Here is an 18,438-nt window from a genome sequence, read left to right as displayed (position 1 = left end):
GACGCCCAGTGGGAGATCCTCGCCGGGCTGCTACCCGAGCCCGCGTGTCGACGGCCCAGCGGCGGCCGGCCGGAACGTCACCACCGCCGGGCGATCATCGACGCGATCTTCTACCTCGTCGACAACGGGGTGAAGTGGCGGGCCCTGCCGGTGGACTTCCCACCCTGGGCCACGGTCTACGGCTTCCACGCCCGATGGAGTGACAACCTGACGGTGATCGAACTGACGGGCCGTCTGCGCGCCGCCCTACGGGTGGCTCATGGCCGCCAACCCGACCCCACCGCGGGTTGTATCGACGCCCAGTCCGTGTCCGAGACCGCCGAGGCCACCGTGCCGAAGACGACCAGCGGCTTCGACCCCCACAAACGGGTCAACGGACGGAAACGACACATCCTCGTCGACACCCTCGGCCTACTCATCGCCGTCCACGTCACCGCCGCCGACACCCACGACCGCGACGGGGCGTCACCCCTGCTGCACACCGCCGCCGCAGTGGGTGTCCGCCACCTCTGGGCCGACAAGGCCTACCGAGGCGACCTCGTCACCCGGACACGAGACAACCTCGGCATCACCATCGAGATCGCCACCGAACCCAGCAAAGGCAAGGGCTTCCAGGTCGTGCCCCGACGATGGGTGGTCGAGCGGACGTTCGCCTGGATCAGCCGCCGACGCCGCTGCGCCCGCGACTACGAACGCCTACCCGACCACCACGAAGCCATCGTCTACTGGGCCGCCATCATCCAGATGAGCCGACGACAAGCCCACATGACCTACCACAAACCCCAACACCAGGTTCAGAAACAGGCTCTATACAAAAAACGATAAGAAGGGGCCCTTCCTTACAGGCGGAGCAGCATCCGGACGTTGCCGAGCGTGTTCGGCTTCACCCGTTCCAGGTCGAGGAACTCGGCGACACCCTCGTCGTACGAGCGGAGCAGCTGCTCGTACACGGCGTGCGGGACCGGCGCCCCGTCGATCTCGACAAAACCGAAATTGCCGAAGAACCCGGTCTCGAAGGTGAGCACGAAGACCCGGGCAACGCCGACCTCGCGCGCGATCGCCAGCAGCTTCGCCACGATCCGCTGGCCGATCCGGTGGCCCCGCCACTGCGGATGCACCGCGACCGAGCGGATCTCGGCCAGGTCCTCCCACATCACGTGCAGCGCGCCGCAGCCGAGGACCGTGCCGTCGGTGGGATGCACCGCGACCCAGAACTCCTGCACGTCCTCGTAGAGCGTGACCAGCGGTTTGCTGAGCATCCGCCGGCCGCCGCGGTACGTCTCGATCAGGTCCCGGATCTGTCGTACGTCGGCGGTCCGGGCCCGTCGGACGACCAGCTCCGTGGTCACCGCGCCGGCCCTGCCGTTCTCCGGCGCTCCCGCGTCGGTCATTCCGCCGGCTCCACACAGGGGCCGTCGCGCCACCAGGGCTCCAGCAGCTCCAGCACCTCGTCGCCGAACGGGTTCACCCCGGGGCCGGCGGCGAGCGCGTGCCCGAGGTGCACGTGCAGGCACTTCACCCGGCCCGGCATGCCACCGGCCGAGATGCCCTCGATCTCCGGCACCTGACCGATCGCCTCCCGCCGGGCCAGGTAGTCGCGGTGCGCCGCCAGGTAGCGGTCGGCCAGCTCCGGGTCGGCGGCCAGCCGCTCGGCCATCTCCCGCATCACCCCGGCGGACTCCAGCCGACTGCAGCCGGCCGTGGCGCGCGGGCAGGTCAGGTAGAACAGGGTCGGGAACGGGGTGCCGTCGGCCAGCCTCGGCGTCGTCTCCACCACGTCCGGCAGCCCGCACGGGCAGCGGTGTGCCACCGCCTGGGTGCCGCGCGGGGTACGCCCCAACTGGGCGCCCACCACCGCCAGGTCCCGCTCGGTCGCCGGCTCGCGCACCGGCGGCGGCACCTCCGCCGCGGCCGTCTGCTCCACCGGCAGGCCCGGCTGGTCCACCGGTACGCCCGGCGAGGTCTCCGAAGAATTCACTGTCCGGCCTGTTCCGACTCGTTGGCCGCCTGCACGCTCGACCAGAGGGTGTCGTACCAGGGCTCGGCCGCGCCCTGCTCGGCGGCCTTCGCCTCGGTGGCGGCCTCGCGGGCGGCGCCGTCGTGATCGGTCAGCACCACCAGCGGCACCTCACCGGGCAGCACCATGTAGAACCGCTCCCTCGCCTGGATCTTGACGTACTCCGGGTCGTCCCAGAGCGCGGCCTCCTCCTTGAGGTCACCGATGAGTTCGCGCTGGGCCCGCAGGTCCGCCTCCATCCGGGCGATGTCGGACTGCTGGTTGAGATAGACCCGGACCGGATAGGTGTAGGCCAGGGCGAGGGCGACCAGGACGCCGATCAGGACCGCGACCCGGCCGGTGTAGCGGCGGGGCGGGGCGGCGGAGGTGCGTTTCACCGCCCGGGGGGTGCCGGTCCGGCGGGCGGCGCCGGGACGGTTGCCCGACCGGGGGCCTTCCGCGCCGCGGCCGGCGCCCGCGGTGCGGGTGGCGGTCGAGCGGGTCGAGCCGGTCGACCGGGTGGTACCCAGTCGCGGCTCGGCCCGCCCGCTGAGCTCGCGGGAGACCGGACGGCCGGCCCGGACACCCCGGCCCGGCCGCCGGGCCGGGCCCTGCCCGCTCGGCGTACGGCGTTGCGTCATCGCCGTCGCACCCCTCCCCCGAGCCCTACGTCGTCACGCCGAACGGTAACGCGGGAAGGCGCTCGCGCCCGCGTACCGCGCCGCGTCGGCCAACTCCTCCTCGATCCGGAGCAGCTGGTTGTACTTCGCCACCCGGTCGGAGCGGGCCGGTGCGCCGGTCTTGATCTGCCCACAGCCCATCGCCACCGCCAGGTCGGCGATCGTGGTGTCCTCGGTCTCCCCGGAACGGTGGCTCATCATGCACTTGAAGCCGGCCCGGTGCGCCAGGTCGACCGCCTCGAAGGTCTCGGTCAGCGACCCGATCTGGTTCACCTTGACCAGTACGGCGTTCGCGGCGCGCTCGGCAATACCCCGGGCGATCCGCTGCGGGTTGGTGACGAACAGGTCGTCACCGACGATCTGGATCCGCTCGCCGACCGAGGAGGTGAGGCCGGTCCAGCCGGCCCAGTCGTCCTCGGCCAGCGGGTCCTCGATCGACACGATCGGGTAGTCGTCGAGCAGCTTGTGGTAGTAGGCGGTCATCTCGTCCGCCGTCTTCGACCCGCCCTCGAAGGTGTAGGTGCCGTCGGAGTAGAACTCGGTGGCGGCCACGTCGAGCGCGAAGACGATGTCGGTGCCGAGCCGGTAGCCGGCCTTCTCGACCGCCTCGCCGATCAGGTCGAGCGCGGTGGAGTTGGTCGGCAGGTCGGGGGCGAAGCCGCCCTCGTCGCCGAGCCCGGTGCTCAGGCCCTTCTTCTTCAGCACCGACTTGAGGGTGTGGTAGACCTCGGCACCGGAACGCAGCGCGTCCCGGAAGGTGGGGGCGCCGATCGGCGCGATCATGAACTCCTGCACGTCGACGTTGGAGTCGGCGTGCGCGCCACCGTTGAGGATGTTCATCATCGGCACCGGCAGCAGGTGGGCGTGCGGGCCGCCCAGGTAGCGGAAGAGGCTCAGTCCGCTGCTCTTCGCCGCCGCCTTCGCCACCGCCAGCGAGACGCCGAGGATGGCGTTCGCGCCGAGTTCCGACTTGTCGTCGGTGCCGTCGATGTCGAGCATCTTCTGGTCGATCAGCCGCTGCTCGCTGGCCTCGTACCCGATGAGCTGGTCGACGATGCGGTCCTCGATGTTGGCGACGGCCTTCTCCACACCCTTGCCGCCGTACCGGTCCTTGTCGCCGTCGCGCAGCTCCAGCGCCTCGAAGGCTCCGGTGGACGCGCCGGACGGCACCGCGGCCCGGCCGACCGTGCCGTCATCCAGTCCGACCTCGACCTCGACGGTCGGATTGCCACGCGAGTCCAGAATCTCCCGGGCGACGATCACCTCGATGGTGGCCACTGTCCTGCTCCTCAGTAGTCGATAACGGTCCATCGGTTTGTCGATGGTGGTGGCGTCCCCGTCGCGACGGTGCGGCGCAGGCCCCGTCGGGAAAGCCTATCGGGCCGCCTGGCGCCCGCGTGCGCTGGCCGGTGACCTCGGCGGGCGTCGGTGGCCGCCACCGACATTTCCGGACGTCCCGCACGACAAGTGGGAACCGGTTTGCGCGCGCTTGACCCGATCGACAAGGCTGTTGCCCATGCCGGCTGTGTCACTCTCACTCCGGGTACTCACGGGGGCCATCATCACCGCACTGACCATCTCAGGGTGTCAGACCCTGGACGACGCGGGTCGGGTGATCGGCCGGGCCGACCTGGTCAACGACCTCGCCGCCCGGCTGGACCGGTCGAACGAGCTCACCTACTCGGCCGACTACCAGCTGCCGGGCGGCCGTACCGCGTCGATCTCGCAGTCCCAGGACCCGCTGCGTGCGGCGTACGTCTATCCAGGCGGCAAGCTGACCGTCACCGCTGACGCGACGATGGAGTGCGACACCGGCGGGAAGAAGCCGACCTGCACGCTGACCGCCCCACCCGCGCCGAACAGCAAGCCGGCGGTCACGGTCTACTCCGAGATGAACAAGCGGGGTCTGGTCACTCCGCCGGTGGTGGTGGGGCTGCTCACCGCCGCCGCTCTCGACCCGGAGGCGGTCATCAAGCAGAACGACACCACGGTCGCCGGCCGGCACGCCACCTGCGTACGGGTGCAGGGGCTCAGTGACGCGGCGGCGAGCGCCTTCGACGCCTGCATCACCAGCGAGGGCACACTGGGCAGCTTCACCGGTACGGTCGACGGCGCGGACCTCGAGGTGACCATGAGCCGCTACCGCGAGGCGGTGGAAACCGGCGTCTTCGAGATGCCGGTCGGTGCCGGGGTGGTCGACCGGCGGCCCACGCAGCAGGAGTGACCCGGGCGTCGGCCCCGGTACGATCGCACCGGGGCCGACGTCGATCAGGGTCGGTGGCGGTCACGGGGTGGCCGCGATGCCCTCCATGCCGGTGGTGATCTGACCCTCGTTGACGGCCTGCGGCAGGCCGGTCGCGGTGGTGACCAGCCGGAGCGCGCCGTCGTCGAGAACCTCGAAGCCCTGTACGGTCCCGGCCGCACCGTTCTGCACGTACAGGAAGCCGCCGCTGGTGGTCATGTCGATGGTGCCACCGTCACCCTTGGCCGCGACCGCGGCGATCAGCACGACCTGCCCGTCGTCGCCGATCCGGTAACTGCTGATCGTCGAACTGCCGGCGTTGGCCACGTAGTAGAACTCGCCGACCCGCTGGATCCAGCAGCTGGCCATCTGGCCGTTCGGCACCGCCGGGCCGACCGCGCTCAACTTGCCGTTCTCCGCGTCGAGCTCGTACCGGATCACCGCGTTGGTCGCGGCCAGGGTGACCATCACGCCGCCGCGGTGGTCGAAGGTGAAGCCGAACGGCATGCCGTCGGCGGGGTTGCCGACCGGCTCCTTAGAGAGCTGACCGCCACGCTCGATCCGGAACGCGTCGATGACGTCGTGGCTCTTGGTGGTCACCAGCACGACCTCGCCCTCCGGGTCGATACCCACCTGGGCAGGCGCGTCCCCGAACGGCGGCGGGTTGGGGTTGTCCAGGCCGAGCGAGCGCTGGGCACCACGGATCGGGTGCAGTTCGTCGTCGTCCAGCCGGTAGCCCTGGACGACCCCCTCGCCGCCGGCGTTCAACACGTAGACGAGGTCGTCGTGCACGTCGAGGCTGACCGGCAGCAGGCCACCGGACCAGATCACCTGGAGGCGTTCCAGCTCGGTGCCCTTGACCCGGAACAGGGTCACGGTGTTGCTGCCGGCATTCACCGCGAAGAGCAGCCCGTCCCGGTAGACCAGGGAACTCTGCGACGCCAGCGGGTCGACCGGCGGGTTCAGCGTGCTCCCACCCAACCCGCCGGTGGCGAATTCGTCACTGAAGGTGAGTACCCCGGCGCCGTCACGCTCGTAGACCCGGATCGAGTTGCCGAGGAAGTTGTTGGTCTGGACGAAGACGAGTCCCTCGGTGGTGCCGCCGCGCCGTGATGGCCCGTCGGAAGCGGACGCGGGTCCGGCCACGCCGAGCGTGCCGGCGAGGCTGACAAGGGCAGCAACGATCATCCCTTTTCGAAGCATGATCCGCCTTTCTGATGCCTGGGCAGGGTATGAGAAAGTTCTTCTCATTTGCAGGCTAGGCAGGTGCTTGACCGGTTGGTCAGCGTTTACCCGATCGAGGCGAGAGACGGCCGTGCCACCTCCCGAACCGTCTCCTGAGCCGGATCGGCCCGGCTGTCCGGCCGACCGCCACCACCTCCACCCGGTCCGGTTCCAGATCGGCGGGGCCCGCGCCGCTACCGACCGCCGTCACCGTCGCCCGGCTCGACAAGTCCCGGCCTGACGAGTCCCGTCTCGTAGGCGAGAACCACCGCCTGGGCGCGGTCCCGGAGGGCGAGCTTGGCGAAGATCCGTGCGACGTGCGTCTTCACGGTCGCCTCACTGAGAAACAACGCGGCGGCCAGTTCGGTGTTGGAGAGGCCACGGCCGAGCAGGGCCAGCACCTCCAGTTCCCGCGGGGTCAGCAGGTCGAGTCTCCGGGCGGTCGGCGTGCCGGGGTCACGGCGTACCGCCGAGGGCGGGTGCGGTTGACCGGCCCGCCGTACGCCGGTGCCGCCGCCGGGCACGGTCCCGGTGACCGGCCCCGGGCGGTCGTCGGTGCTGGCGAAGCGTTCGACCAGCCGCCGGGTGATCGAGGGGGCCAGCAGGGCGTCACCGGTGTTGACCAGGCGTACCGCCGCGGCGAGGTGCGCCGGCGTGACGTCCTTGAGCAGGAAGCCGCTGGCCCCGGCCGCGAGAGCGGCGTAGACGTACCGGTCGAGGTCGAAGGTGGTCAGCATGATCACCCGACAGTCCGGGGACTCGGCCATGATCCGCCGGGTGGCCTCCACGCCGTCCATGTTCGGCATCCGGACATCCATCAACACGACGTCCGGTCGCAGCTCACGCGCTGCCGCGACCGCCTCGGCACCGTCGGCGACCTCCCCCACCACGTCCAGGCCACGGGCGGTCAGGATCAGCCGGAAACCGGTACGGACCAACGCCTGGTCGTCGGCGACCAGAATCCTGGGGGTCGGCTCGACCGTCCCCTCATCCATCGCCACTCCCCGCTCCACCCCGGCCGTCCAGCGGGATCCGGGCCCGGACCCGGTAACCCCCGCCGAGCCGCCGGCGCGCGTCCAGCTCGCCACCGTAGACCGCGACCCGTTCCCGGAGCCCCAGCAGGCCCCGCCCGGCACCGGAGCGGTCGCCGCCGGTCGTCGCGCGAGCCGACCCGTGGCGTCCGGTACCGGCGTCCGCGGGCCCGGGCGGCGCCGTACCCGGGCGGCGTACGCCGGGCCGACCGCCGGACAGCACGCTGGGGCCGCTGTCGAGCACCTCCACCCGCAGGTAGCGGGCCGCGTACCGGATGGTCACCTCGGCCCTGTCCCCGGAGCCGTGCCGCAACGCGTTGGTCAGCGCCTCCTGCACGATCCGGTACGCCGTCACGTCGATCCCCGCCGGCAGCGGAACCGGCTCGCCGGAGATCCGCACCTCCACCGGCAACCCGGCGAACGCGATCCGGTCGACCAGCGGGCTGAGCTGCCCCAGGCTCGGCTGCGGCGCCAGCCCACCGTCCTCGGCCGGATCGTCCCCGTCCGCGGCCGGGGCGAGCAGTCCCAGCAGGTGCCGCAGCTCGGTCATCGCGTCCCGGCCGGCGCCCTCGACGGCCCGCAGCGCGGCCGCCGCCTCGTCGGGCATCGTGGCCAGCACCTCCCGGGCCGCCCCGGCCTGGACCACCATCAGGCTCACGTTGTGGCTGACGATGTCGTGCAGCTCCCGGGCGATCCGCGCCCGCTCGGCCTCGACCGCCGTCCGGGCGGCACTCTCCCGTTCCCGCTCGACCAACCAGCCCCGTTCCGCGACGACCCGGCGGTACCGTCGTCGGGCCCGCACCAGCGCCACCGCCAACCACAGCAGGACGGCGCCGGCGACGACGAACCCGGCCAACGACCAGCCCGTCCCGGAATCCCACATGGCACCACCCTGGCAGCCCGCCGCGCCGTCCGCGTCATCCCGGGGCGGCAACGCGGTACATCCCGGGGATGAGGTGACGGCAGGTTACCTCCCCGGGCTGACGCCGACCCCGGGCCCGGCTCCTACCGTCAGGTCATGACCAGCGACGAGAGCATCAGCCGACCGGCGGCCGTGCAGCTGACCGACGTACGCAAGGAGTACCGCGGGACCGTGGCGCTCGACGGCGTCTCGCTGCGGATCCACGCCGGGGAGGCCGTCGCCGTGATGGGCCCGTCGGGCTGCGGCAAGTCCACGCTGCTGAACATGGTGGCCGGGCTGGACCGGCCGACCTCGGGGTCGGTCGTCGTGCACGGCGAGGACCTGGGACGGCTCGACGAGACCGGGCTGGCACTGTTCCGGCGCCGCCGGATCGGCATGATCTTCCAGTTCTTCAACCTGCTGGACGACCTGCCGGCGCTGGACAACGTGGCACTGGCCGCACAGCTCACCGGTACCCCGGCCGCACAGGCCCGCCGGCGTGCCCTGGAACTCCTCGACGAACTCGGCATCGCCGACCGCCGGGACAGCTATCCGGCGGTACTCAGCGGCGGTGAACGGCAGCGGGTCGCGGTCGCCCGGGCGCTGATGAACCGGCCCGCCCTGCTGCTCGCCGACGAACCCACCGGCGCCCTGGACAGTCAGGCCGGCGAGCAGGTGATGGACCTGTTGCTCGACCTCAACCAGATCGGTCAGACCCTGCTGCTGGTGACCCACGACCAGCGGCTGGCGACCCGGTGCGCCAGCCGGGTGGTCGAGTTCGCGGACGGCCGGGTGGCCGGCGAGCGGACCCTGGAGCGGACATGAGCGGACGCGGTGGGGAGTCGGGCACGGGTGGACGTGGCGAGGAGACGGGCATGAGTGGACGCGGTGGGGAATCGGGCGTGCGTGGACACGGCGGGGAGTCGGCATGAGCGCGGTGTGGCGGGCGGCCCGGGCGGGCGTACGTAGGCGCCGGTTGCAGACCACGGTGATCGGTCTTGTCGTGTTCTTCTCCACGGCGACGATCGTGGTCGCGCTGGCGCTGCTGGACGCCTCGTCGGCCCCCTTCGACCGGGCCTTCGCGCACCAGCGTGGCGCGCACCTCGTCGCGACGTTCGACTCGACCGGAGTGTCCGGGCAGCAGCTCGTCCAGGCCGCCGGGCAGCCGGGGGTCGAGGCGGTCGCCGGGCCGTTCACACAGGCGGTACTGAACCTGACGGCGGACGCCGGTTCCGGCCTGGCGGCGGGTCCGCTGATCGTGGTGGGGCGGGCCGATCCGGCCGGCCCGGTGGACCGGGTCAACCTCTGGACCGGCCGGTGGGCCACCGGACCGGGCGAGATCGTGCTCGACCGGATGCCCGCGCCGGCCGGCCAGCCGTCGCCGTTTCCGCTCGGCGAGCGGTTCACCGTCAGCGACGGTACGACGTTCACGATCGTCGGGTACGCGTACAGCATGAGCGGGACGGCCGCTGGCTGGGTCTCCCCGGAACAGGCCGCACTGCTCCGCCCGACCGCGGTGCAGATGCTCTACCGGTTCACCCACGCGTCCACCGGCGCCGAGGTGGACGCCGGACTGGCCGCCGTCACCGGTGGCCTGGCACCGGACACGCTGGTCGCCACGCAGTCGTACCTGGTGGTGAAGAAGGCCGCGGCGGCCGGGCCGGGAGTGTTCGTGCCGTTCCTGGCGGTCTTCGGGATCCTCGGCCTGGTGGTGGCGGTCCTGATAGTCGGCAACGTGGTCAGCGGTGCGGTGGTTTCCGGATTCCGGCACATCGGTGTACTCAAGGCGCTCGGCTTCACCCCGGGCCAGGTGCTCGCCGTCTACCTGGTGATGGTCTGCGTACCGGCGGTCGTCGGCTGTCTGCTCGGCGCCCTCCTCGGCAACCTGGCCGCCCGGCCGCTGCTGTTCAGCGCGTACCAGAGTCTCGGTTTTGACCTGGGCGACCTGCCGGTGCCGCTCTGGGTCGACGCCACGGTGCTGCTCGGCGTACCGGCGGTGGTGGTCCTGGCGGCGCTGCTGCCCGCCAACCGCGCCCGGCGGTTGTCGGCGGCGGAGGCGATCAGCGCAGGCAGCGCACCCCGGACCGGGCGCGGACTACGGGTGCAGCGCTGGCTCGGCGGGACCCGGCTGCCCCGGCCGGTCAGCCTCGGGCTGGGCCTGCCGTTCACCCGGCCCGGACGGACCGTCCTGACCATGGCCGCCGTCCTGCTCGGGGTCACCACGGTCACCTTCGCCACCGGCCTGACCAGCACGGTGACCCGGTACGCCGACGCCACCGACGGCAACGACGCGGTCGGGGTACGGGCCCGCGACAGCACCTCGTTCGGCGGCACCCGGTCGACGCTGACCGACCCGCAGATCGAGGCGCTGCTACGCGGGCTACCCGGTACGGCCCGGGTCACCGTCAACCTCACGGTGACCTTCTCGCTGGTCGGCTCCACCCAGCCGGTGACGGTGAACTTCCTGCGCGGTGACGTCGACGCCCCGGGTTACCCGGAGCAGATCGTCGAGGGACGCTGGCTGGCCCGGCCGGGCGAACTCGTGTTGCCGTCCGAACTGCTGAGGGAACGGGGACTGGCCGTCGGGGACTCCGTCGTACTGGAACTCGGCGGGCGGCGGAACACCGCGACGATCGTCGGCGAGATCCTGGGCGGCCCGATCGGCGGACCCGCCATGCTCGCCGACTGGCAGACGTTCCACCTGCTCGCACCGGACCACCGGTTCGCCAACCACGAGTTGCTCTACCAGGTGGCGCTCACTCCCGGCACCGCCATCCCGAGTTACGTCGCCGCGGTCGCCGCCGCCGACCCGGGGCTGGACGCCTGGAACAACAGCGGCGGGGACGACTTCACCGTGGCCGCGGTCAGTCTCGCGGTGGTGCTGACCCTGATGCTGGGCACCGTCACCGCCCTCGGGGTCTTCAACACGGTGGTGCTGGAGACCCGGGAACGCCGTCGCGACCTCGGCATGCTCAAGTCCATCGGAATGACTCCCCGGCAGGTCACGGCGATGATGGTGACCGCGATGGCGGCCCTGGGTCTGGTCGCCGGGCTGTTCGGCATCCCGGTCGGGGTGCTCGCGCACCACCTGATCGTGCCGGTCGCGGCGGACGCGGCGCAGATCGGCGTCGCGAAACTCCTGCTCGACGTCTGGCAGGGTCCGGTGCTCGGCGTCCTGGCCCTGGCCGGACTGGTGATCGCGGTACTCGGCGCGTTCCTCCCGGCCCGCCGGGCGGCGCGGCTCACCATCGCGGACGTGCTGCACAACGAGTGAGTCCGGAGCCGACCGGCGAACGGCGGCGACCGCGCGGGCCCGACGGGCCGGCCGGTCGCCGCCGTCCGTCGTTCAGCTGACCCCGGCGCCGACCGTGGACGTCACCAGGCGTCGAGGTCGGCGCCGTCCAGCCCGAGCAGGGCGGGCAGGTGCCGGGGCGGCGGGGAGCCGTGCGCGAGCATCGCGTCGTGCCACTCGCGGAGTGGTACGCCGGACGGCCGGCGCGCGGCGACCTCGGCGACCTGGGTGTAGCCGACGAAGTACGTCGAGAGCTGGGTCGAGGTGAGCAGCGCCCGCCGCCACTTGCCGGTCGCCTCGCCCTCCTCCTGGAAGCCCCGCCCGATCATCAACTCCAGCCCGTCGGCCTCGGTCATCCCCTCGCAGTGCACGAGCTGGTCGAGAATCGCATTGATGGTCATCCGGAGCTGCATCTTGAGCTGCTGCAACCGGACCGCCAGGCCGCCGAAGCCACGCTCGGCCATCACCTGCTCGGCGTAGACCGCCCAGCCCTCGACGAACGGACCGGAGTGGCCGAGCGCCCGGACCCGGCTGCTGCCCCGGTAGCGCCGGGCGTGCGCCAACTGGAGGAAATGACCCGGCATCGCCTCGTGCACCGTCAGGTTCCGGACCATGTGGTTGTTGTATTCGCGGTAGAACGACCGGATCCGGTCGGCCGGCCAGTCGGCCGGAGTTGGCGCGATGCAGTAGAACGTCGGCACGTCGGCGGTCTCCAGCGGGCCGGGCGCGTCGCAGTACGCGACCGCCACCCCCCGGTCGTGCTCCGGCATCTCCTTGATGACACAGGGATCGTCCACCAGGGACACCAGTTCGGCGTCGGCCACGAAGTCGGTCGCCTCGTCCAGGGTCACCTTCGCCAGCGGCACGATCGAAGCGTCGTCCGGGTGCTCGTCGGCGAGCAGCCGCAGCGCCTGGCGTACCGCGTCGTCGGAGGCCGGGCCACCGACCAGCTCGACGGCCGCCGCGCGGATCTCCCCGGTGACCCGCTCCAGGTTGGCCCAGGCCCGCTCCAGCACCTCGCGGGCGGACAGTTCGGTGTCCAGGGTGTGCCAGAGCCGGGCCTCCCAGAGCCGACGGCCCAGCCTCGGATCGCGGCCCGGTCCGGCGTCGTCGTGCAGGCCGGCGCGCAGCCAGTCGGCGAATCCGGCCAGTTCGCGTGCCGCCACCTCGGCGGCCGGCTGCACCGTGCCGCGCAGCCCCGGCTCCCGGTCGAGCAGCGCCGGAAGCTGGTCGCGCAGCAGCGCCGCCGCGCCGTCGTACTGGCCGGCCGCCGTCTCGGCGTGGATCCGGGGCATGTCGCGGAGCAGCGCCCGGGCCGTGGCCAGCGCGTCGGGTACGGCGGCCAGTCGGCCGGCCAGGCTGGTCAGCCGTACGTCGGCCGGGGCGAACGGCCGGGTCAGCAGTTCGTTCAGCAGGTGGGCGGGGTTGTGCGCGATCGGGTTCCACTCGTGCGAGCGGACCTCGGTCAGCTCGAAGAGCCCCCGGTCGACCAGCGCGGAGAGCACCGCGTGGTCCACCCGTTCCGCCGTCGGCAGCTCCTCGGCCTCCACCTCGGAGAGCGCGTGGGCGGCGTCCCGGAGCATCGTCACCCGCCCGGTCACCGCGTCGGCGGACCAGTCCGGAAGCTGGTCGTCGGAGCCGTGCTCGCCGACCGAGGAGGCCAGGGCCGGGTCGGTGGCCAGCAGCGCATCGACGATCCGCTCGGCCAGTGGAACAAATGGTGGCATGCGCAGAACCTAACCGATCAGGCGGACGAAAACGTAAGGACCGGACCGCCGGCGGGCCCGGGAGGTGTGGTCCGGGACTACCATCGGACGCCGTGACGCGACCGGGCCGGCTGACGCGACGTGAACGCGATGCGGTGCGGCAGGCGGACGTCGGCTGGCTGGCCGGCCATCTCGACGCGACGGAGGAACTTCCGTCCGCGCTGGTCGCGACCCTGCTCCGGCACGACGACCCCGGACTGCGTCACCTGGCGCTGAGCCACCTCGACGCCCGGACCCGACAGGCCGGGCGGCACGGGTCCGAGCTGGGGCGGCTCGCCACGCTGCTGCCGGAGACCGTGCTCGGGCCGCCGGAGAGCGCACTCGTCCAGGCCGGGCTGTACCAGCGGCTGGGCCGACACCTGCCGCCGGCACGTCGCCCGGAGTGGCGTACCGCCGACCTGCCGGTACCGGTGCGGATCGCCTGGCTCCGGGCCGAGATCCTCCAGCATCCGGAGGTGCTCCGTCGGGAACAGCCGGGCGAGCTGCTCCACCGCGCGGTGGAGCAGCTCAACCTCGTCGACGCGTACCGGCCGGAGGAGCTGGTCCGGGAGCTGGTGGCCAGCGGTGTCGGGGTGCTGCACGCGACCGCGTTGCGGCTGGTCCGGGACGGGCTGCGCGACGCGTTGCTCGCACCCGCCCGGGCCCGGGAGCACCTCGTCGGACTGCTCGACACCCCGGACGTCGCGGTCGCCGCCGGTACGCTGCGCGAACTCGCCGAGCCGTGGGCCGCCGCCGGCCCGCTCCCCCGGGAACGGCTACGTCGGTTCCTCACCGCCACCCGGTCCGCACCGGACGGTACGCGATCGCCGGTCGTCGCCACGGTGGACGCCGGACTGCTGGCCGCGGCCCGGCACGGGCACGGCGACCTGCTCTGGGAGGTGGTCGCCGAACCGGCCATGCCGCCGGAGTCCCGCCGGTCGGCCCTGGCGATGCTCGGTGAACTCGCCGTCGGCGCGGATGTTCCCGACCTGACCGGTACGGCACGCGTCGATCCGCTGCTCTTCGGCGACGCGGTGTTCCGGTGCCTCCGGGCGATGCACCGACGCGGGGTCTTTCCCGACGAGGCCGCCGCACCGTCCATCGTGGAGATCGCACTCGCCGACCACGGCGTCGCGGCGGCCGAGTTCGCCACCATCGCCTTCCCCTGTCGACGCGCGGCGGTCGCGGCCCTGCTGGCGGCGCCGCCCGACGATCCGTCCTGGCCCCGCAGGCTGGCCCTGCTGGTCGCCCTCGCCGGACAGGGCGACGACACCCTTCCGGTCGGCGAGGCGGTCACCGCCGCCCTGGCCACCGCACGGCGACCGGAGCCCTTCCTCGCCGCGATCCGTACGCTGCGGTACGCCGCCGCCGAGCCGGTGGTCGTCGACATGTTGCCGGTGGCTCCCGAGGCGGCCCTGGACACCCTCGCCGCGATCGGCGGACCACGGACCGTGGCCGCCCTGACCGAACGACTGGGCCTGACCGACATCCTCACCGGCCCGGACCGCACCGACGCCGCCACCACCGGTCCGGCCGCCACCACCGAGCCGGCGCGTGCCACCGGCCCGACCGCCACCACCGAGCCGGCGAGTGCCACCGACCCGGCCGGTGCCCGGTCGGCCCGCACCGTCGGTGGCGTCGCGGCGTACCTGCGTCCGGTCCGGCACCGGGCCCTCGAACTGCTGTGGCACCTGACCGGAGACCCCCGACGGCGACGGGCGCTGCTCGCCCGACTCGACCCGCGTGACGTACCGGAGCGGATCGCCCGCGACCTCGGCGGGCCCGACCGGCGGGAACTGGCGCTGCTGGCGGCCGACGCCGACCCCGCCCGGCCCGTCGAGGTGCTGCTGCGGCTCGCCGCCAACGGCGACGCCGACGCCGTACCGGCCATCGCCGGCCTACTGCTGCGGATCGTCACGGAACTCGCGGCGTCAACCCGGCCGGACGCCCCGGTACGTCCCGGCGCCGACCGCAGGACCGACTGGGACGAATCACCCAGACGGCGGTCCGACGGGTGGTCACCCGCCGATCCCGTGGTCCCCGACAAGGTGGTCCGGGCCATCCACGCACTCGGCCGCCGACTGCACCAGCGGGGCAGGATCCGACCGGTCTGCCTGCTCGACCCGGCGACCTCGGACGAGGCCGGGCACGCACTCGTCGCGACCGTCGGGTTGGACCTGCTCCACCGTCCCGGACTCACCGCTGCCGAGCAGGTCATCCTGCTGACGCTGCTGGCCGGCACCCGCCGCACCGGCACCCGGGCCGGGATCCTGCGACTGCTCCGCCACCCCGACCGGCAGGTACGCCGACACGCCATCCCGCTGCTCGTCGGAGACGGGTCCGGCGACGACGCCGAGGCGCTCTCCGCCACCCTGATCGCGCTGACCCGCGACCGCGACCCGGAGACCGTACGGCAGGCGCTGGTGGTGCTCGGCCAGGTCCGGGCCAGGTGGGCGGCACCGGCGATCGCGGCCGGACTCGACCATCCCGCGATGAGCGTGAAGAAGACCGCCGCCTCGGCACTGGCCGACGCCGGTACGCCCGCCGCCGTACCGAAACTGGTGTTCTGGCTCGGTCACCACGACAACCCCGGTTTCCGTACGGCCCTGGTGGCGGCACTGCGGGCGATTCTCGGTGCCGCGTACCCGGCCACCGTCCTCGCGGCGGCCGAACAGCCCCGCGACGACCGTTCCCGCGTGCTGCTGCTGGACGCGCTGGACCGGCTGCTGTCGGCAGGTGCGGTCAACGCGCTCGCCGAACAGCGGTCCCCGGTGGCGTCGACCCTGCTCGGCCGGATCGCCACCGGCCGGTTGACCCTCGGCACCGGCAGTGTCACCGAACTGGCCGAGCAGTTCGCGGCCTACCGGATCGCCGCACCGGCCGAGCCGCCGACGCCACCCGCCGATCCGCCCGACCCCGACGTCGACGCGCTGGTGCGGGGCGGTTGGCAGCCGGTGGTCGCGATGCGGATCGTGGCCCGGCACGGCCGGCGGCCGGACCGACTGACCGCCGCGGACCGCGACCGGTTGCGTCCGATGCTGGCGGACTGGTTGCGCCTGGCCGGGCAGCGGCCGGCCGAGCTGCGCCAGATCGTGCGACTCGCCCTGGCCGTCTGCCCCGCGCCGTGGTCGGCCGACGAGGTCAGGGTCTTCGCCGGGACGACCGGCGTCCTGCTCACCGCCCTGTCCGACGCCGTCACGCAGCCGGCCGCGAGCGCGGAGACGGGCGCGACCGCGGCGACCGGCGCGACCGGGAAAACCGGCGCGACTGAGGAGACCGACGCCAACGGGGAGACCGGCGCGAGCGTGGGGACCGGTACCGCCTCACCGACCGGCCCGGCTCCACGGACCGGCACGACGCCGACCGGCACGTCACCGGGTGGCGGCCCGGACGACGCCACCGGCGTACCCGAGTGGGACGTGATCCTCGCGGTGCTCGACGCGGTGGCGCCGACGCTGCACCCGGCCCAGGCACTCGGTATCGCCACCCGGCTCCGTACGCTTCCGCCACCCACCGGCGGTGCCGGGTGGCTCGGCGTACTCCGCCGGTACGGGGCGGTGCTGACCCGGCCCGACGTCGAGCGGGCGCTCGTGGCGGCGCAGTCCGGTCCCGACCCGTGGCGGGCGGAGCGCGCCATCCTCCGTACGGCGTTCGTCGTCGACGACGCCGCCCCGGCCCCGCCCGACGACCCGACGGTCGGGGCCGGGACCGCCGACTGGCGTCGGGGCATCAGTCTGGCGGTACGGAGCCCGGAGGCACTGGCCACCTTCCGGGCCGGCGACGCCTACCCGGTCCCGGCACGGGAACGCCTGGCCGGCCTGATCGAGGTCTTCTCCTCGGCGCCCCCGGCGGTACGCCCCACGCTGCTGGACTGGCTGGAGGCCCTGCAGCCGATCGGCGCACCGCCCTGGACCCGGGCCGAGCCGGCCCGGCCCACGGGATTGACACCCCGCGCCCCGCAGCTCACCGACCTCGACCAGCCGCGCTCGGCCAGCCAACGGGAACGACTGCTCGACATGTTGGACTCGGCCGGTGCCGACCGCCGCGACAGTGCGGCGGCCCAGCTGATCCGCTGGCCCGAGCCGGAGATCAGGCAGGCGGTACTCCGGGCGTACCTGAACGGGCGGATCGAGGTACCGGCCGTCGCCGATCTCGCGGAAGCCCTGGCCACCAGTGATCCGGCCGAACTGCCGACCGGTGACCCGGATGGCGCGGGTTCCGCCGAGCCGGTCCGCGAACGGGTCGCCCGGGTCGCCGTACACCTCGCGCCGGCCGATCTGCGCCGCCTGACACCGATGCTGCTGACCTGGTGGGAACAGGGCGGACCGGCCGTCCGGGCGGCCGTCGAAGAGGCGCTGCACAGCCGTCCCGGGGACGCCGACCGGCTCGCGGAACACCTGCACGACCGCCTGGCAGCCGGCGCCTGGGGCTTCCTCGACCTGCTCGCCGGTCGACCCCTGCTCCGTACCCCGGCCCTGGCCGAGCTGCGACGACGGCTCCGCGCCGAGCGGGGTCCGGAAGCCGCCGACCGCCTGGTCCTGGTGACCGGTCCGCTCACCACCGGCCCGGACGGCACCGCCGGGCCGGACACCACGCCCGCACGGGCGACCGCCGGGCAGGCCACCGCCGGGCAGGGCACCGCCGCCACACCGGCGATCGGCGGGCGGGGCACCAGCGCCGAGCCGGCCCGGCGGGCCCGGCCGCCACAGCCGGCCGGACCCTCCCAGCCGGAACTGGTCAGCCTGGTCCGGACCGGTCACCCGGAACAGGCCCGGCGGGCCCTCGGTCGGCTCGCCGAGACGTGGGAGGAGCCCGGCCGGACGGCCCGGAGACCCGCCGCGCGGCCGGACCCCGAACCGGCGGACCTGCTGGCCGAGCTGCTCCGTCACCCCGAGCGCCGGCTCCGGGCGTACGCGCACCGGATCGGTCGCCGGGTCCTGGACCGGACGACGTACCTCGAACACAGCACGGTACTGCTCGGCGACACCGAACCGGAGATCGTCCGTACGGCGACCCGGGCGCTCTGCCACGCGACGTACCGGCCCGCGATCCCCGCCGTCGTCACCCTGCTCGCCCACGCCGACCCGACGGTCCGCAGAACCGCCGCGGACGGTCTCCGACTGTTCGGACCGTCGGCGGTTCCCGCGCTCCGGCACGCGGCCGGCCGCGCCCGCCCGGACCGGCGGCACCACTACACGGCCCTGCTCGACGAACTCGGCAGCGTGTCCTGACCGCTGCCCCGGCAACCGACCGGTCGTTGGGGTGGGGGGTCGCCACACCGCCGCCCGGTCGGGTCGACGACCGCGTCACCGGGCGGACGGTCATCC

13 protein-coding genes are annotated in these 18,438 nt (G+C 73.1%); 5 read left to right on the top strand and 8 right to left on the bottom strand.

Going from position 1 to position 18,438, the window contains the following annotated elements:
• The coding region (locus V1633_RS33295; RefSeq protein WP_331213253.1) for an IS5 family transposase at nucleotides 1-825 on the top strand (825 nt) is incomplete at its 5' end.
• Between the two features lie 14 nt (nucleotides 826-839).
• Here V1633_RS33295 and V1633_RS33290 read toward each other — a convergent pair.
• From V1633_RS33290 to eno, 4 genes are read right to left on the bottom strand one after another with little or no spacing between them, the layout of a single operon-like run.
• Entirely contained in the window at nucleotides 840-1,391 is a 552-nt protein-coding gene (locus V1633_RS33290) for an amino-acid N-acetyltransferase (RefSeq protein ID WP_331218293.1), read from the bottom strand.
• Nucleotides 1,388-1,930 carry a DUF501 domain-containing protein gene (locus V1633_RS33285; protein WP_331218303.1) on the bottom strand — a complete coding sequence of 181 codons (543 nt, stop codon included), beginning with the start codon at nucleotides 1,928-1,930 and terminating at the stop codon, nucleotides 1,388-1,390. The genes V1633_RS33290 and V1633_RS33285 overlap by 4 nt, the downstream gene beginning before the upstream one ends.
• A 44-nt stretch (nucleotides 1,931-1,974) precedes the next feature.
• A complete protein-coding gene (locus tag V1633_RS33280) occupies nucleotides 1,975-2,637 on the bottom strand; it encodes an FtsB family cell division protein (RefSeq protein ID WP_331218292.1) in 663 nt (220 codons plus the stop codon).
• A 33-nt stretch (nucleotides 2,638-2,670) separates the two neighbouring features.
• On the bottom strand, nucleotides 2,671-3,954 hold the full coding sequence (eno, locus tag V1633_RS33275) for a phosphopyruvate hydratase (protein WP_331218291.1): 1,284 nt from the start codon (nucleotides 3,952-3,954) through the stop codon (nucleotides 2,671-2,673).
• Between the two features lie 238 nt (nucleotides 3,955-4,192).
• On the opposite strand from eno, the gene V1633_RS33270 reads away from it, so the two are divergent.
• On the top strand, nucleotides 4,193-4,900 hold the full coding sequence (locus tag V1633_RS33270; protein WP_331218290.1) for a hypothetical protein: 708 nt from the start codon (nucleotides 4,193-4,195) through the stop codon (nucleotides 4,898-4,900).
• 60 nt (nucleotides 4,901-4,960) lie between these two features.
• On the opposite strand, the gene V1633_RS33265 is transcribed toward V1633_RS33270, so the two are convergent.
• The 3 genes from V1633_RS33265 to V1633_RS33255 all read right to left on the bottom strand — a co-directional run bounded on the left by V1633_RS33265 (nucleotide 4,961) and on the right by V1633_RS33255 (nucleotide 8,056).
• Entirely contained in the window at nucleotides 4,961-6,106 is a 1,146-nt protein-coding gene (locus V1633_RS33265) for a lactonase family protein (protein WP_331218289.1), read from the bottom strand.
• Nucleotides 6,107-6,336: 230 nt separating this feature from the next.
• A complete protein-coding gene (locus tag V1633_RS33260; protein ID WP_331218288.1) occupies nucleotides 6,337-7,137 on the bottom strand; it encodes a response regulator transcription factor in 801 nt (266 codons plus the stop codon).
• Nucleotides 7,130-8,056 (bottom strand): sensor histidine kinase, encoded by a 927-nt coding sequence (locus V1633_RS33255; RefSeq protein ID WP_331218287.1) that lies wholly within the window; start codon nucleotides 8,054-8,056, stop codon nucleotides 7,130-7,132. The genes V1633_RS33260 and V1633_RS33255 overlap by 8 nt, the downstream gene beginning before the upstream one ends.
• Before the next feature lie 135 nt (nucleotides 8,057-8,191).
• Here V1633_RS33255 and V1633_RS33250 point away from each other — a divergent pair, with 135 nt between their 5' ends.
• Together V1633_RS33250 and V1633_RS33245 are read left to right on the top strand one after the other, a co-directional pair.
• The gene (locus V1633_RS33250) at nucleotides 8,192-8,899 is read left to right on the top strand and encodes an ABC transporter ATP-binding protein (RefSeq protein ID WP_331218286.1); all 708 of its coding nucleotides are present in this window, start codon (nucleotides 8,192-8,194) and stop codon (nucleotides 8,897-8,899) included.
• Nucleotides 8,900-9,002: 103 nt separating this feature from the next.
• A complete protein-coding gene (locus V1633_RS33245) occupies nucleotides 9,003-11,348 on the top strand; it encodes an ABC transporter permease (protein ID WP_331218285.1) in 2,346 nt (781 codons plus the stop codon).
• Between the two features lie 101 nt (nucleotides 11,349-11,449).
• Here the strand turns inward: V1633_RS33245 and V1633_RS33240 are convergent, their stop codons facing one another.
• Nucleotides 11,450-13,093, bottom strand: coding sequence for a DUF885 domain-containing protein (locus tag V1633_RS33240; RefSeq protein ID WP_331218284.1), 1,644 nt, complete (start codon nucleotides 13,091-13,093; stop codon nucleotides 11,450-11,452).
• A 92-nt stretch (nucleotides 13,094-13,185) separates the two neighbouring features.
• On the opposite strand from V1633_RS33240, the gene V1633_RS33235 reads away from it, so the two are divergent.
• Nucleotides 13,186-18,342: a HEAT repeat domain-containing protein gene (locus V1633_RS33235; RefSeq protein ID WP_331218283.1), complete on the top strand. Its 5,157-nt coding sequence runs from the start codon at nucleotides 13,186-13,188 to the stop codon at nucleotides 18,340-18,342.
• The last annotated feature ends 96 nt before the right edge of the window (nucleotides 18,343-18,438 follow it).

Source organism: Plantactinospora sonchi, from assembly GCF_036422035.1.
Classification (GTDB): Bacteria; Actinomycetota; Actinomycetes; order Mycobacteriales; family Micromonosporaceae; genus Plantactinospora; species Plantactinospora sonchi.
This window is presented reverse-complemented; position numbering and strand designations above follow the sequence as displayed.